Genomic DNA, 15425 nt, shown 5'->3' on the forward strand with positions numbered 1-15425 from the left:
TACGCCGTGGCGCTGGAGTTTCCGTCGTGGCTCGAATGGCTGAGCTGGGTGGTGGGTTCCGCGTGGCCGCACGGCAATGAAGACAAGATGTGGCAGATGGCCCGCGATATCGAAGCCGTTGCGGGACAGGCCGATGACATCATCACCGACCTCGATCATCTGATCAACGCCCTCGGCGACGCCTATCCGGATGGTGACGGCGGCCAGGAAATACTGAAATGGCTCACGCCGCTGCGCGACGGTGATGCGTCCGGGCACGGCTCGGTGCGGGAATTCGCCGATAATTATCGCCAGTTGTCGACTGCCGCAGACGGTATGGGCGATCAGCTGCAGGCGGGCAAACTCAACTTCTATATCGCGGGCGCCTGGTTGATCGGCGAACTCGCCTGGGCCGCGGCGACCGGGCCGTTCGCACCGGAGTCGGAAGCCGTTGTGCTCAGCACGGCGCGGGTGTTCTTCCGGGAGCTCGGGCAGCAGGCCGCCGAGCGCATCGAGCAGATGATCGAGGGCCGCATTACCAATGCGGTGCTGAAAGAGGTTCTCCCCAAGCTCATCTACGAGATCGGGCAGGGGGCGCTCGTCTCCACCTTCCAGGGCACCACCCAGGAGTTCCTCGTCCAGACCATTCAGAACGAGACCGGCCACGGGCACGGCTACGACTGGGGTGCGATCGGGAAGAACGCCCTCGTCTCCGCCGTGTCGGGCGCCGGGGGCGGCGCGGCGGGTTTCGGTGCGCACCATATGTTTCCGACCGATATGGGCGGCATGCGCGGTGTGTTCAACGGCGGGCTCACCGGTGCGACCGCGGGTCTCGGCGGCGCCGGGACGGCCTGGCTGGCCGGTGGACTCGTCAATGGGAACTGGGACCTGGATCCGCGCACCCTGACCGGCGGTGCGCTGGCCGGAGCCGGACCCAGTGGGCTGCACGGCTATGACGGCCAGACCAATCACGCCGGACCCATGGACTTTCGCGACGGCAGCGCCCCGATACCGCGCGCCGCCGGTGTCCAGAACTTCGACACCGACCACTCCGGCGTCACCACACTGGACCGGCCCGGTGCGAGCACGCTGGACCAGCCGGGCGCCACGACCGCCGGACGCTCCGGTGGCGTCACCGATCCGGCGGTTGACGGGCAGCCGGGCGGTCCTGGCGTCCACTCGACCAGTGCGACCGGGGTGGACACCACTACCGCGCCCGGTCGGGACACCTCGGCGCCCGGCCACGACGCCGCGCCTGGCGACAACAACGTCCCGGCGGTGATCGACAACCGGCGTGATCAGCCGGAGGCGAATGCCCAGGACGGCACCGGCACAACGGATTCGTCCTCGCATCCCGCCTCCGGCGCCTCCGCGCCGGGCGGCGATCGAGCAGGCGATTCGAATCTCGTTGATAACGACGGAAATTCGGATCCCGGTACGAACTCGCGCTCGGATATCCACAGTCCCATCGACGATCCGGCCTCGAGGGTGGAGGCGGCCAGCCACCCGGGCGACACCGCACCCCATCCCGCCTCGGAGTCTTCGGCAGACCCGTATCCCCAGGCGGCGAACAGCGTCTCACCGGCCGGCGCCACCGGACCGGTCGGCGAGGCGGGCCAGCCTGCCCCGCCCGCAAGCGCCCCGCCCGCGCACGCCACTCCCTCGGCCAGTCCGAACCCCGTGGCCGCCAGTGAAGTCCGGGCGCCCGCAGCCGATCCCGGCAAGGCCGTCCCGCTCCCGCGTGACTTTCGCGCCGGAGCGCCGTCCGACGGCACCGCCCTCAAACCGAGCACCCCCAGCAGCGATCCCCGCGCCGGTGCGGTAGACCGACCGACCCGACCGGACGCAGCGGTTCGGGCCGCCAGCACCGGCATCGAGCCCGCCACGGCGCACGCCCGGACCGATAGCGGCAGTGACCATCAGGACGGTCAGGACCCGCTTGCGGCCGCGTCGGCCGATCGAGCCGGTGCCCCGAGTGATGACAGAGGTGCGCCCGGTGACCGGGTCGGTCCGGCGGGCGGCCACACGGGTGCACCGGGCGATCGCTCGGCTGTGCCCGGCGATCATGCCGGCCCGGCTGGCGATCATGCCGGCCCGGCTGGCGATCATGCCGGCCCGGCTGGCGATCATGCTGGTGCGGCTGGCGATCATGCTGGTGCGGCTGGCGATCACACGGGTACCGGTGGTGAGCGTGCCGGGGTGCCGGAAGCTGTGGTACCGATTCCCGTCGATACTTCCGCACCGCACCGTGCCGAGGCCGATGGTCCGCGTGTTCCGGGTGAGACGCGGAAATACGATGTCGCCGCGGCGGGGCCGGTGGGGGAGTTTCATGGCAGTGCGCGTACCGGGGATCCGCTCTCGCTGGATTTTGTGCACGATCAGATCAAGGAGCAGGGTCGGCTCATTACGCCCGAGGGGGTTTCCTGGAATCGGGATGAGCAGCATTTTGTGCTCTCCGACGGCCGGCTGGTGCGGATCGAGGTCGGTCCGACGGAGCGGAACAATGTGGCCGAATTCCGGCCCAGTGCGGACGGTTTCGATGTGCGGGTGTCGGAGCACGCTCGCGATCAGGATGTTGTCCGCGCGCTGGCGCACGAGCTGGCCGAGATCCGGCTGTCGCAGGACGATGACATCCTGATCGATCCGCACGATGATCGCCCCACCCGGATGTCGACGCAGCTGGGCGGACGGTTCGCCGAATTGCGCACCCTGACAACCCATATCGACCGAGCCATTGTGGATCCGGGCCGGGCGCACGAGCTTCCGGGACTGCGCCGTGATCTCAGCGACCTCATGGATCACCTGGGATTCCGTGATCCCGCGCACGCCCCTACGGTGGAACACCTGCTCGCCGGGCATGATTCGACTCTCACGCACCGAATAGAGCTGGAGCGGGACGGTGTGCACTCCCAGCGCCCGGCATTCAACCCGGACCTCACGCAGGCCGGATTCGACCAGGCGGCCGAGAATCATCTGGGCGGGTTGCGGGATCTGCTGACCGGCGATCATGCCGGCGATGTCGTGCGCACCGAGGAGCAGGGCCTGAACGGCCGCCTGCGCGAAGAACTCTCGCGGCGCGTCTTCGACCCGATCTTCGAACCCGAGGCCAAGGCCGCGCGCGGTCAGGTGCCGGGGTTGTTCAGGGGGCTCGACCCGATCAATGCGGCGATCAATCACCCCACGCTGCGCGGACCGGAGCAGGCCGCGGCGATCCACCGCGCCATCGACCGCTTCCACGACGGCATGCCCGAAGCGGCGCGCGAGGCTCTCGGTCCGGACCGCTTCGCGCAGATGCACGCTGCCGCAGACGGTTTCGTGACCGCTGTGGATCGGATCACCGGCGTGATCGATCACGAGACGGGGCGGATGACCGTCGGCGGCGAGCAGACCACCCTGGCGGATTTCCTGCACGGCATCGATCGCGCCAACCGGGGCGCGGCCGAGAACGGCCTCACCGTCGAATACGCGGTGATCCTGCACGATCCGGTGGACGGCCTGTCCACCGTCGAGGTGCTGCCCCGCCCGCAGCCGCAACACCGATTGCCCTTGGACCAGTTGGTCTTCGGGCCCGGCAATGAGCGGATCGCACCGCAACCGCGCCCGCCGGTCCCCGCCGCGGCGGCGGGCGGGCACACCATCGATGTGGGTGTCGGCCGCGGCGCCTTCGGCGTCGAGATGACACCGGCCGCGGATCGGGCCGGCGGTGGCCTGATCATCAAGACCGAGTTGGCCGATGCGGCCCTCGCCGGTCAGCGCCGCCGCGATCTCGGCATTCTCGATCCCGGACCGCTCACCGAACCGGGCAGCGTCATGGTCTTCGGTGATCTGCTGGGCAACAGCCACCTGCTCGGCGGCGATATCGCACGCGTCTACATCAATAATGTCAGCGCCAAACTCCCCGATGCCGTCTACGACGCCATTGCCAGGAACCTGTCGGAGGGGCTCGCACCGGGCGGGCGCGTCGAAGTCCAGTGGGATATGAAGCCGGACAAGGTGGATGGGCCGCCGGGCAGCCGCAATCACATTCTGGGCACCAAGCTGTGGGAGGCGCTGGAGCGGGTGCACCAGGACGGAACCAATCCGTTCAAGCTGGTGGAGCGCACCGATTTCCCGCACCCGGGCAATAAGGATTACGACTACACGATCGACGCGGGCTCGAGCAATAAGCTCCCGCACGAGCGGATGGCCGAGTTCTCCCCGCCGCAGCCCGAGCATCGGTGGGTGATCTCCTACGAGCCGGATTCCGCTGGTAATTGGGCACATTCGGACATCGGCAAACCCCCGGCTCCACACGAGAACGGCACGGAGCACGGGGCGGCCGACCCGGGCGGTGATTCTCACGCGGGCGTGCGGCACAGCGACGCAGCGGATCTGTCTCCAGAGTCCGTGCTCGAGGGCACCTCTCCTGATGATCGTCCCGCGGAGATGACGCCGCATCTCCGCGACCGATTCGGCGACATGCGCGACTTGGCAGCACATATCGACGAAGCCACCACGGATCGTGCACGGCAGCACGAGGTTCCGGAGCTACAGGGCAAGCTGCACGATCTGATCGAGCGGGTGGGCCTGCGCGATCCCGCGCACGCCCCCACCGCGGAACGGCTGCTGGCCGAATACGATCCGGACCTCGCTCGCCGCATCGATTTGGCGCATCTGCCGCCCGAGAGCATTCTGCGGCCGGGGGAGTTCCATCCCGAATCCGTCCCGACCCCGCACGATCTCGGCAGGATCGATCAGCTGCAGGCGCTGGCCGAACAGGCGGCGCGGATCTCGCCGGAGGCGGGGCCCGATTCCGCCGAGCACAACTCCCTGCGTCGTGAGGCGCTGTCCCTTGTCGAGCGACTCGGATTACGGCAGGACACGCCGGGCGCGGCGGAACGGCGCGAGCTCATTGCCGATCTGCTGCCCGAGCACGCCCGCGGGCAGGTGGACGATCTGCTCGCCGACGCCGGTCGCCGCGAGTCCGATCTTCCCGCGCAGGACCGGCAGTTCGTCGACGAGATCCGGCTTGCGACAAGGGCTTCGAATGTTCTCGACTTCCTGTCGCTGCCGTTCCACAAGGCCGTCATGAAGGCTCATCTGACGTATCGAGCCGAGATGGCCGAACATCTTGCCCGTTCGGCCGATGAAGGGCCGGGCGCGACGGCCATCGAGCGGATCCGGCTCGCGGGCAATCACATTGTCGAGGACCCGGATTCGGGTGCGCGATGGTTCCGATGGCCGCCGGACGCGGAGGAGACTCCGGCGAGTGCGCCGGCGCCGGATATCGGACTTCCCGCCGATCCGGACTACCGGCTCCCCGCCGATCCGCAACAGCTGCACGAGGTTTGGTCGAACCTTTCGCCGGAGCAGAAGGACGCCTGGCATCGCGCCGACCCCTTCATCGGAAACCGGGACGGCATACCGCAGATCGACCGCGACAGGTACAACCGGCAAACCCTCGAGTTGCTGCGGGAGCACGCGGAGAACACCAGCCCGGAGCGCCTGGACATCATCCGCGATATGCAGAAATTCCTGGAGCCGGCCGAGGAGGGCATGCCGGAGCACTACCTGTCGTATCTCGACGACAAGCTCCAATACATCTATGCCCTGGGCAATCCCGATACCGCCCACAATGTGGCGATCGAATTGGCCGGTGCGTTCCGCCGGCGCAGCGGTGTCGGCTACGCGCTGGAAACTCTGGAGCAGGTGCGGCAGGCCGCGCTGGCGATCGACCCGACCGCGGCGACGTCGGTGATTCTCTTCGGCGCCTACAACAATCCGAATTCGCTGGTCTCGGCACTGCATTCGGCCCATGCGGAGGACGGAGCGGCGAAGGTGCGGGAGTATCACGACGGGCTGCGGGCCACCCATCAGGGACCGCCCGCGCATACGACGACCATCGCGCATTCGTACGGCGGTGTCACCGGCGGGCATTCGGCCGGGCATGGTCACGCGCTGAACACCGACGCCCTGGTATTCGTCGGGAGCTGGGGCACCGGCGTGACGCACGCCGGGGATCTGCGACTGACGGGCGTCGACCCCGCCGAGACCGGCGACCACGTCTTCGCGACCATGGCCGAATACGACTCCATCCAGCTGATGCCACCCACCCACGGCCCCGCGCCGACCGATCCGGCGTTCGGCGCTACGGTTTTCGAATCGGGCACCACACCCAGCGAGACCCGGCTGGGCTGGAATCCGGCCGACCATGTGGGTAAGAACTATTTCGGCTCCCGCAATCAGTCCTACCGCAGTCTCGGGCTGATCCTGACCGGCCACGAGGACCTGCTCCGCTGAACAGAAACGAGGACGATATGCCATCGGCAACGACGCAGGGCGAGATCCGTGCGCAATTGCTGCGGCACTTCACCGAGACGCTCCGGGCCCTGCCCGCCGAACTGGCGCTGGCACTCCGTCACCCGGATCTGCCGGCCGCCGCCTTCCACCGCGGCGTCAGACTGCCGTGGGACGAAAGCGATCCCGACAATCTGCTGGAATTCTTCGACATTCGGTACTGGGTGCTGGGCGCCACTCCCGATACCTCGGACCGCTGTTTCGACCTGGTGATGCACGCCTGGCGCACCCAGGGCTGGGCAATTCGAACCGATCGAGATGCGCGCCCCCGCGCCGGCTACACCCAGACCCGGGACGGCTACGGGCTCACCCTCACCCAGAGTGTCAACGGCTACCTCAGCATGGCCGGATCAACCCCATCCTTTGCCCCCGATTCCGATGAAGGCGCCCCCTTCCCGACCCGGATCGACCGGCCGTCGGAACCGTGAACTGAGCCGCGCCCGGCGGCGGCACACCGGTCCTGTCGGCAACTGTCAATCTTCTGGCCGTCGGCGACCTGCCGATCGAGTGTCTGAGCCACTTCAATTCACACTGAGACCTGGATCACCGCGGATTCGGGTCGTGGAGTGAGCCAGGAGGTTCCAGGTGCGTAGAGCCCGTCGTATTCGTGGTCTGGCGGCGTTGCCGGCGGCGGCACTGCTCGCTTTGGGCGGGAGTGCGGGCATCGCGCCCGCACAGGCGGATGTCTATTCCGCGCCACAGCCGCCGGACCCGTCGTATCTGTTCAGTGAGATCGGGCAGGTGTTCACCGGAACATTTGTCGATCTCCTGACACCCGGGCAGCTCGACTACTTCGTGAAGGCCGGCATTCTCACCAATGTCGGCCGGCTGGCCCAGCCCTTCGAGGATCTGGGCAAACCCGAGACCTGGCATACGCCGGCGGGCGCGCAGGGGGCGCTCGCCGCGGCGCAGAAGTTCTGGGATGCGCTGACCCATGTCGCGCCGTTCGGGCTGAGTCTGCCGACGCATCCGGCGTACGTTCCGGACTGGAATCACAACGGCCGCTTCGGCGTCGACGACGCCGATGATCAAACACTGGATGACGATTACGACAATCCGGCCGACAATGCGGCCACGTTCCGGCTGCCGTGCAACAACCCCGACGGCACCGTGTGGTTCGAGACCGCGGACGGCGTCTGTGCCCCAGCGGATTCCGGCGCGGAGTTCAAGCTGGGCACGGTCAGAAAGTTCCGGGTGATCAATGCGCGCGGAATCTCCCTGGCAGGCAAGGTCTTCTTCCCCGCCGGAGTCGACCCGGACAATCCGGGGCCCGAAAAGCACCCTGTCACCATCGGATTCCCGGGCGCCGCCGAGCATCAGAGCGATATCGGCATGTATTCCGAGGGCGCGGCTCGTGACGGGTTCATCAGTTTCACCTTCGCCCAGGCCGGCCAGCCCGCCAGCGATGGCAATGCCCTGGATCTGGTGACGCCGCTGCTCGCCTCCTGGGGTTGTTTCGCGCCTGGTTCCTGCCTGGACGCGCAGGATGTCACCAGATGGGTTGCCGGTCAAGACATTACGGCGATCAGCGAGCTCGGCAACGAACTCGGCAATGTGATGCGGCTGCAGAACCCGCGACTGGTCCGGATCAATCCCGCGTACGCCCCGGCGGGCGAGAATCAGCCCAATCCGTGGCTGAACATGCTCGATCTCGACCACATCAATCTGTACGGGCAGTCCGTGGGCTCCATCGGCATGTCGTCGTACCTGCGCTGGCAGGACGAGGGGCACGGCTACGACGGCCGCCCACTGCCCAGGGTCGATTCCTTCGTCGGCCTCTCCGGCTACACCCAGGCCCCGGCCTCGGCGGCGGTGCAGTATCAGACCGCGGATCTCGATATTCCGGGTCTCAACGAGAACGGTCTGATCATCCCCAATCCGGTGCTGTCGGCGACGGACGGCCCGATCGGCACCAAGGATCTCTACGATATGGAGCGCCGTGACCCCCGCAGCACCAGCCCGATGATGTCGATCACCTACGAGGGCGGCAGCCACGGTGACTCCATCAACTGGCTCGGGGTGCCGCACAATGTGAAATCCCCTGCGCTGTCGGTGCATTACGCGCTGTCCTGGTTCGATTGCTACGGCCGCGGCGAACCCGATCAGGCGGCCTGCGATGCGCTGAGCCGGCCGGTCGACGGGCTGTCGCGGGCGGTGGCCACCGAATACGCGCCGCAGGGCCATGACGGGCCCAGCCTGTGCGTGACAATTCCGGACCGCGCCACCCTCGAACAGGTGCTGCGTCCGCAGATCCTGCTCCAGAACCTCACCAGCAGCCCCGGCTGGCACGACTGCACGCCGCAGTAGTGACCGTCGAGACCAATTCAGCAGGGAAGCAACATATGTCGGTACACAAGACACTGTTCACCGTGGGAGCGCTGGCCCTGGCGCTGGCCGGCCCGAGTGTGCCCGGTACGGCGACGGCCACGCCCGATACCGGCTCCAGTCTCACCGGCTCGTCCGGACCCGATCCGGTGTTCGAGGATTCCGCCGAGTCCTATGCGGGCGGATTGGGCGCGGGCTACGGCTCGCAGACCATGGCCACGGGTGACTTCTTCCATGACGGAAATCAGTCGGTGGCCGCCACCGGTGTGGCGGGCGGCGTCGCCATCATGCGCGGAGACGGTCACGGTCACCTGAGCCGGACACAATTCATCCCCACCGAGATCGGTGCGAATGCCGTTGTGGCGGGCGATATTCGGGGTACCGGAAATCTGGATCTGGTGGTGAGCAATCAGTTCAGCATCAGCGTGCTGTTCAATGACGGCAGCGGTCATTTCACCGTCGATCGGGTCTACTCACGTGATCCGAATCCGGAGGTCACCTACCGCACCGGTGGTCTGCCGGTCGGTGTGCAACTCGGCGACTTCAACCACACGGGTCATCTGGACCTCGCTTTCAACAATCTGCTTCCGGTGCCCGGCGCGATCGGCGTCATGCACAACGACGGCACCGGTCACTTCGGTGATCCGCAGTGGCTGGCCGGGGGTTTGATCCGTTCCACGGTCCTGGTCGCAGACCTCGACAATGACGGATACGCCGACATCGTCACCGGTGACCTCGGCACCACCGGCTTCTGGGTGCTGCGCAACGATCAGCACGGTGGTTTCGAGGCGCCGCGCTGGAACCTGCTGCCGCTGCCCGATGAGGATCTGAAGGTCGCCGATGTGGACGGCGACGGCATTGCCGATGTCATCTCCGCGAATGTCGCCGCCTTCAGCTTCTCGGTGATGTACGGCGACGGGCACGGCAATTTCGGCCCGCCGCAGAACACCTTCGGCTCCATCACCCCGTGCGCGATCGCGATCGGCGATTTCACCGGCAGTGGCCGGATGGACATCGCCGCGGTGCAGTACGCGCCCTCGGCGGCCCTGATCTACCGCAATAACGGCGACCGCACCTTCAGCTACGTGGAACAGCACACCGTGGGGCTGGGCGGGCAGGCCGCCGAGGCCGTGCGCCTGGACAACGACCGGCACGACGACATCATCACCATGAGCATGTTGTCGGAATCGGTGGCCGTGCTGCGCAACCGCATTCCGCTCGATTCCGATGAAGGGCAACAGGGTCGATGAGAAACAAGATCGCTGCCGGACTGGTCGCGGCCGGTGGGGCGCTGGCGGTCACCGCCACGCTCGCCGCACCGCAGGCGTCCGCGGTGGAGCCGACCCTGTCCTTCGGGACCAACTTCGGCGGCACCGGAATCAACCATTTCACGACCGTCCCGGCGGGTGCGCTGTTCGACGCCGATATCGCCACCCTCACTCCGGCGGTGCCCCCGGGCGTGCTCGGCGTGCTGGCCACTACCGCTGGGGGACATTGTGTTTCGGGCCGATTCGCCTTCTATCCCAAGGACGGCAGCGTGCCGGAGATCGTGCCGGTGGGCCAGACCTGCGGCCTGCCCATCATCTACGCGGTCACCGCGAGCCGTCCGGCCGGCGCATACGCGGAGGTGTGCGGTGAGGTCACCACCGACCCGTACCGCACCCGTACCTGCCTGCGCTTCCCCAACGACTGACGAAAGACTCGCCATGACTTCCGCTTTCACCCGCCGGGTGCTCACCGGCGCGGTACTCGCGACCCTGGCCGCGCTGCCGGCCGCCCCGGCGCCGGCCGACGCCGAACTGCCGCCGTCCGTCAACGAACCGGCGGCGCCGCAGCCCGCGCCGCTGCCGCCGGGCCTGACCACCAGCGCCGGCTGGTTGCCGCCGATCAACTTCGGTATCAATCTCGCCGGGTTCGATTTCAAGCACACCGACCTCACGCCCGAGTGGACCACCTATGACGCGGGCAATTGGTATGTGAGCCCGGATCTTCCGATCTTCACACTGGGCTGGCTGGCCGATCTGAAACTGGGCGATCCCGGCGGCGCGGATGGTGAGATGACCCTCTATCTCAAGGACGGCAGTCAGGAGGTGGTTCCCCTGCACTCCAACCTGAGCATCTGGAACAACCTGTCCCAGCATCCGGGCCGCGACTACGCGATGGTGTGCCACCGTGCCGCCCGGCCCGGAGACGCGGGCCAGCGCACCTGCTTCCGGTTCGTCAATTGACCGCGAGCTATCGAAGGACGTGATGTGACACTCAAATCCGATGTCGCCGCCCGCACCGAGACCGCTTCGCACTGGCGGGGGCCGGCGCAGGAGCTCATGCCCGGCCTCGGTGAGTTTCGCGGCACCGACACCCTCACCTGGTTGATCGCGCGCGCTGCCGGTCGGGTCGGCGGCGGGCGGCGGGTCAAACTGCTCGAGATCATGGGGCGCGGCGGGGCGCTGGCACTCGCGTACGCGCCCTTCGGGCTTCGAATAGTACTGCGCAGCAAGCTGTCCCGGGTCGACTGCGAACTGGCCACCTTGCGGACCGCGTGGAATGCCGGGGCGCGCTACGAATGGCACCATCACGTCTACGCGGCTCGCCTCAGCGGGCTGTCCGTGCAGACGGTGGAGCGGGTGAGCGCTGGCCCCGAAGCGCCGGGCTGGAGCGAACCGCAGCGGGTGCTGTTGCGGGCAGTGGACGAGCTGCATGAGGCGCGCGCGATCTCGGAGCCGACGTTTCATGAACTGGCCCAGCATCTTTCACATCCGCAGATCGTCGACCTGTGCATGCTGGTCGGCCACTACGAGATGCTGGCCATGATGCTGAACACCTATGGCATCCAGCCGGAGTCGGATATGTGGCGTCGGGGCCCGCTGCGCTGGCTGCGGGATGAATCCAGCGGTGACGCCCTTACGCCGGGCTGGCTCGCGGGTTTCAATCGCCGGGTGACCAATCGGATCGCGCGGGCCTATGCCGGAAAGATCCGGCCCTACAGCGTTGTTCACCATCGGGGCCGGAAGTCCGGCCGTTCCTTCGCCGCGCCGGTGGCCGCCCGCTACACGGAGAAGTTGCTGGTGGTGCCGCTGATCTACGGCAGCAGGTCCGATTGGCTGCGCAATGTGCTGGCAGCGGGTGGCGGCGAGGTCACCTATCGCGGCCGGACCCGTTCTTTCACCGATCCGCGGGTGGTGGACGCCGCCGCCGCGACCGAATTGCCGAAACAGGTCCAGCGCTACACCCGTCTGGTTCAGGTGCTGGTCGCCGACCTCACCGAGGAGTGAAGTCCGCTCCCGCCGGGACCTGCGCCATGGCGGCCTCCGTCATGGCGCAGATGGTCAGGCTCGGATTGACGCCCACATTCGCCGGTACCGCCGAACCATCGCAGACCAGCAGGTTCTGGTAGCCGAAAACCCGATGGTTGCGGTCGATTACGCCGTGGTCGCGATCCGCGCCGATGACCGCGCCACCGAGGAAGTGCGCGGTCATGGGCGCGGATCCGAGGGTTTCCCCGAGTGAGGCCAGCGGACTGCCGTTCATCCGGCGCGCGGCCGCGGCGGCGACCCGCCGGGCGACGTCGACCGCCGAGACCCCGCCGGCCGGCGTGCTCACCGACTCGGTCTGCATGCGCCCGGGGCCGAACCCCTTACGCAGCCGCAGGGATACGTCGGTGCCGCGCATGACAGTGAAGATGACCGTCCGCCGCGACCACTGCCGGTTCCGCAGTAGGCGCAGCAGGTATACCGGGTATTCCCGCAGGAATTGTGCCCAGCGACCCAGCGAGGTGCCGGCCGTGGTGACGGGTCCGTAGGTCAGGGCGAGAAATCCGCCACCGTCGCCGTAGGTGTTGTTGGTGAAATGGGTGTGCTCGTCGAGGAAGACGCTCGAAGTGATCGCGATATCACTGCGGTAGTCCGCGCCGGCGGTCGAACTGGAAGCGGCCGGGATGGATTCGTCATTCGTGCGCACCACCTGTCCCAGCCGATCCGACACCTTCGGCAGGGAACCCCGGCGTTTGCACGCGCCGAGCAATTCGTTGGTGCCCAGCGTTCCCGCCGCCAGGACCACCCCGCGTGCGGTGAACTCCCGGGCACGGCCGCGCCCCGGGCCGGGCCGTCGTGCGCGCACGCGATAGCCGTGCTCACCGTCGCCGCCTCCCAGCGGGGTGATATCGATCGCCTTGAGCTCGGGAGCGACTGTGACGCCGGACTTTTCCGCGAGCCACAGGTAGTTCTTCGGCAGGCTGTTCTTCGCGCCGTAGCGGCAACCCAGCATGCACTGCCCGCAACGCACGCAGCCGGTTCGCGCGGGACCGGCGCCCTCGAAATACGGGTCCGGGACCGTCTGTCCGGCCGTGCCGAAATGCACCGCCACCGGTGTGTGCCGATAACCCTCCGGCACCCCGAGTTCGGCCGCGAGTTCGCGCATGAGACCGTCCACCGGTCGTTCGCCCTGGTAGTCCTGCACTCCGAACATTCGCAACGCCGTCCGGTAGTGCGGCTCCAATTCCGCACGCCAGTCCGCCAATTCGGACCACTGCGGATGCCGGTAGAAGTCGTCGTGCTGTGGTTGATACATGGTGTTGGCGTACACCAGGCTGCCGCCGCCGACACCGACTCCGCCCAGCACCATGGCGTGTTTGTAGGGTGCGATCCGCAGAATCCCGCGTAGTCCGAGGCCGGGCAGCCACAGGAATTTCCGCAACTGCGTGGCCTTTTCGGCGAAATCCGTATCGGCGAAGCGACGGCCCTGTTCGAGCACGCCCACCCGATATCCCTTCTCCGACAGCCGCAATGCGCTCACCGCACCGCCGAAACCGCTGCCGATCACGAGCCAATCGAAGTCGAAGTTCGCATTCCCGGGCTGGGAAATATTCACGTCGTATTCCTCCGCACTGCCGATGTTCCGCGCACGCTATCGGCGTCAGCACCGTCGCGACCAGTGCAGTCGCGGACTCGCGATTGATATTTCGCGTCGGCGCGAGGCCCGTTTGATTCCAGCGGCCAGTCCATTCGCTCTTTCCGCCGTCGCGCCCCGGCTCCGGCCGAACGCCCGGGCGATCTGCCTAACCTGGCTCGACCACAACCGGACCGAACGGGGAGATTGGGCGATGACGCGTACGGAACAGGTCCTGGAGGTCGCGGACGATATCCGGCTGAGCATGGTGACTCATCACCTCCCGCTGCCGGAGGGTTTCCCCGCGCATCCGGTGGACTGCGACGATCTGCGTCACCTGCGGATCAGACCGGCCGGGGCGCCCGACGACCCGGCCCGCGCCGACGTGGTGATCGTGCTGCTGCCCGGGGCCATCGCCGGTGCACGATCGCTGCAACCGCTGGGCCGCAACACCGTTCGCAATCTGCTGGCGTCCGGGATCAGTGCCGAGGTGTGGGTGCTGGACCGGCGCGCCAATGGCGTGGAGGACCACTCCGGCATCGAAGTGGCGCTGGCCGAGGGCGACTACCACCTCGCCTTCGACTACTACTACGGCGGAAAGAAGGTCGGCGGCAGGGTCTTCGGAGGTTTCCATCGTGATCGCGAACTCGGCTTCCTGTCCGAATTCGGTTCTGCCCGCACGGTGCAGGACACACACGAGGTGCTGTGCCGGGAGATTCCGGATGCCGACCTGCGCGCGCAGAAGGTGTTCTTGGGCGGACATTCGCTCGGTGCGATCCAGGCCGGAACCTATGCCGCATGGGATTTCGCCGGTCGGCCCGGGCATGATCAGATCGCCGGACTCGTGGCACTGGACTCCATCACCCATCTCGATCCACTGCGGCTGTCCGAGCGCCGCGCACTGTCCGGACCCGTCGGCCTGCTGGGAGGAGGCGCCGCGCGCGTTCCGGCGCTCATGCGCCGCGGACTCGCCCCGAACAGCACCGCGGTTCTGAAGGGCGGCTGGGGCAATCCGGAAACCTTCGCGATCGTCGCGGCCACCGCCGCGGCCGCCGTGCTGGCCCCGGAGGCGGAGTCCGACATCCTCCGGCTGCTGCCCCGGCGGGGCACCCCGGAGCGAATCGTGCGCGGCTCCACCACGCGCACGTGGCGCGAATTCATCAGCCGCGCAACTGATTATCGAGCGCTTCGGCTGACCAATCAGGCCGTGCTCGGGCTGCTGGGCGGTGCGCACATGTCGGTGAACAAGGCGGTGCTTTCCATGAGCTGCGGCACGCTCGACAGCGCCGAGGTCGCGCCGCGTACTTTTCCGATGTCCTTCGAGGCGGGCCAGACTCGCGGCCTGCGTGGGCTGTATCGCGCGACCTGCGGCACCGCCCCGCGCTACAGCCCGACCTCGTTCGAGACGCTCTACCGCTGGCGTGACTACGACCGCTGCGGAACCGCCGATGCCCCAGGGCAATTCACCCGCACCGGCATTCCGGCGGCCACCGCGGGCAGTGAGGTGGTCAGCATCGTCGAGCTGGCCAAGATCCTCGCGGGTGGACGTCTCAATGTCTTCGAAGACTATTTTCCGATTCGCCAGCAGCTCGACGCGGTGGCCACGCTGTGCGGTCGCCGCACCGGATCGCTCGGGCCACTCCGGTACGAAAACGGTGCGGCCCGATTGCCTTTCGTCAATCTCATGGGTCAGTCCAGCTTCACCGATGTCATCGCCGGAGCGGGAGTGTTCCCGGACCACAATGTGCACTGGTTTCCCGGCTATCTGCACTGCGATGTGGCGGCCGGAGCCGATCCGCGGGCCGACGGTTCGCCCGAACCCATCGCGCTGGCGCTCGCCGACTTCATCCGCGGCACGGTGACCCCGGCGCCGCTCGCGTCCTGAGCGCGGCGTGTCCGTC

At 67.5% G+C, this 15425-nt stretch carries 9 protein-coding genes; 8 read left to right on the forward strand and 1 reads right to left on the reverse strand.

Annotation, left to right across the window (positions count from 1 at the left end; genetic code table 11):
* Window positions 1-6 precede the first annotated feature (6 nt).
* From OG716_RS36450 to OG716_RS36480, 7 genes are all read left to right on the forward strand, one after another.
* Window positions 7-6258: a hypothetical protein gene (locus tag OG716_RS36450; protein WP_405134818.1), complete on the forward strand. Its 6252-nt coding sequence runs from the start codon at window positions 7-9 to the stop codon at window positions 6256-6258.
* A 17-nt stretch (window positions 6259-6275) separates the two neighbouring features.
* Window positions 6276-6743 (forward strand): hypothetical protein, encoded by a 468-nt coding sequence (locus OG716_RS36455; RefSeq protein ID WP_405134819.1) that lies wholly within the window; start codon window positions 6276-6278, stop codon window positions 6741-6743.
* A 157-nt stretch (window positions 6744-6900) separates the two neighbouring features.
* Window positions 6901-8622 (forward strand): hypothetical protein, encoded by a 1722-nt coding sequence (locus OG716_RS36460; protein WP_405134820.1) that lies wholly within the window; start codon window positions 6901-6903, stop codon window positions 8620-8622.
* A 35-nt stretch (window positions 8623-8657) separates the two neighbouring features.
* The gene (locus OG716_RS36465) at window positions 8658-9890 is read left to right on the forward strand and encodes an FG-GAP repeat domain-containing protein (protein ID WP_405134821.1); all 1233 of its coding nucleotides are present in this window, start codon (window positions 8658-8660) and stop codon (window positions 9888-9890) included.
* Window positions 9887-10333: a hypothetical protein gene (locus OG716_RS36470; RefSeq protein ID WP_405134822.1), complete on the forward strand. Its 447-nt coding sequence runs from the start codon at window positions 9887-9889 to the stop codon at window positions 10331-10333. Before OG716_RS36465 ends, OG716_RS36470 begins: the two co-directional genes overlap by 4 nt.
* 13 nt (window positions 10334-10346) lie before the next feature.
* Window positions 10347-10868 carry a hypothetical protein gene (locus OG716_RS36475; RefSeq protein WP_405134823.1) on the forward strand — a complete coding sequence of 174 codons (522 nt, stop codon included), beginning with the start codon at window positions 10347-10349 and terminating at the stop codon, window positions 10866-10868.
* Between the two features lie 24 nt (window positions 10869-10892).
* The gene (locus OG716_RS36480; protein WP_405134824.1) at window positions 10893-11912 is read left to right on the forward strand and encodes a nitroreductase family deazaflavin-dependent oxidoreductase; all 1020 of its coding nucleotides are present in this window, start codon (window positions 10893-10895) and stop codon (window positions 11910-11912) included.
* Here OG716_RS36480 and OG716_RS36485 read toward each other — a convergent pair.
* Window positions 11899-13506, reverse strand: coding sequence for a GMC oxidoreductase (locus OG716_RS36485; RefSeq protein ID WP_405134825.1), 1608 nt, complete (start codon window positions 13504-13506; stop codon window positions 11899-11901). The genes OG716_RS36480 and OG716_RS36485 overlap by 14 nt on opposite strands.
* Before the next feature lie 232 nt (window positions 13507-13738).
* On the opposite strand from OG716_RS36485, the gene OG716_RS36490 reads away from it, so the two are divergent.
* The gene (locus OG716_RS36490; protein WP_405134826.1) at window positions 13739-15409 is read left to right on the forward strand and encodes a hypothetical protein; all 1671 of its coding nucleotides are present in this window, start codon (window positions 13739-13741) and stop codon (window positions 15407-15409) included.
* Window positions 15410-15425 lie beyond the last annotated feature (16 nt).

Source organism: Nocardia sp. NBC_01388, assembly GCF_045040085.1.
Lineage (GTDB): Bacteria > Actinomycetota > Actinomycetes > Mycobacteriales > Mycobacteriaceae > Nocardia.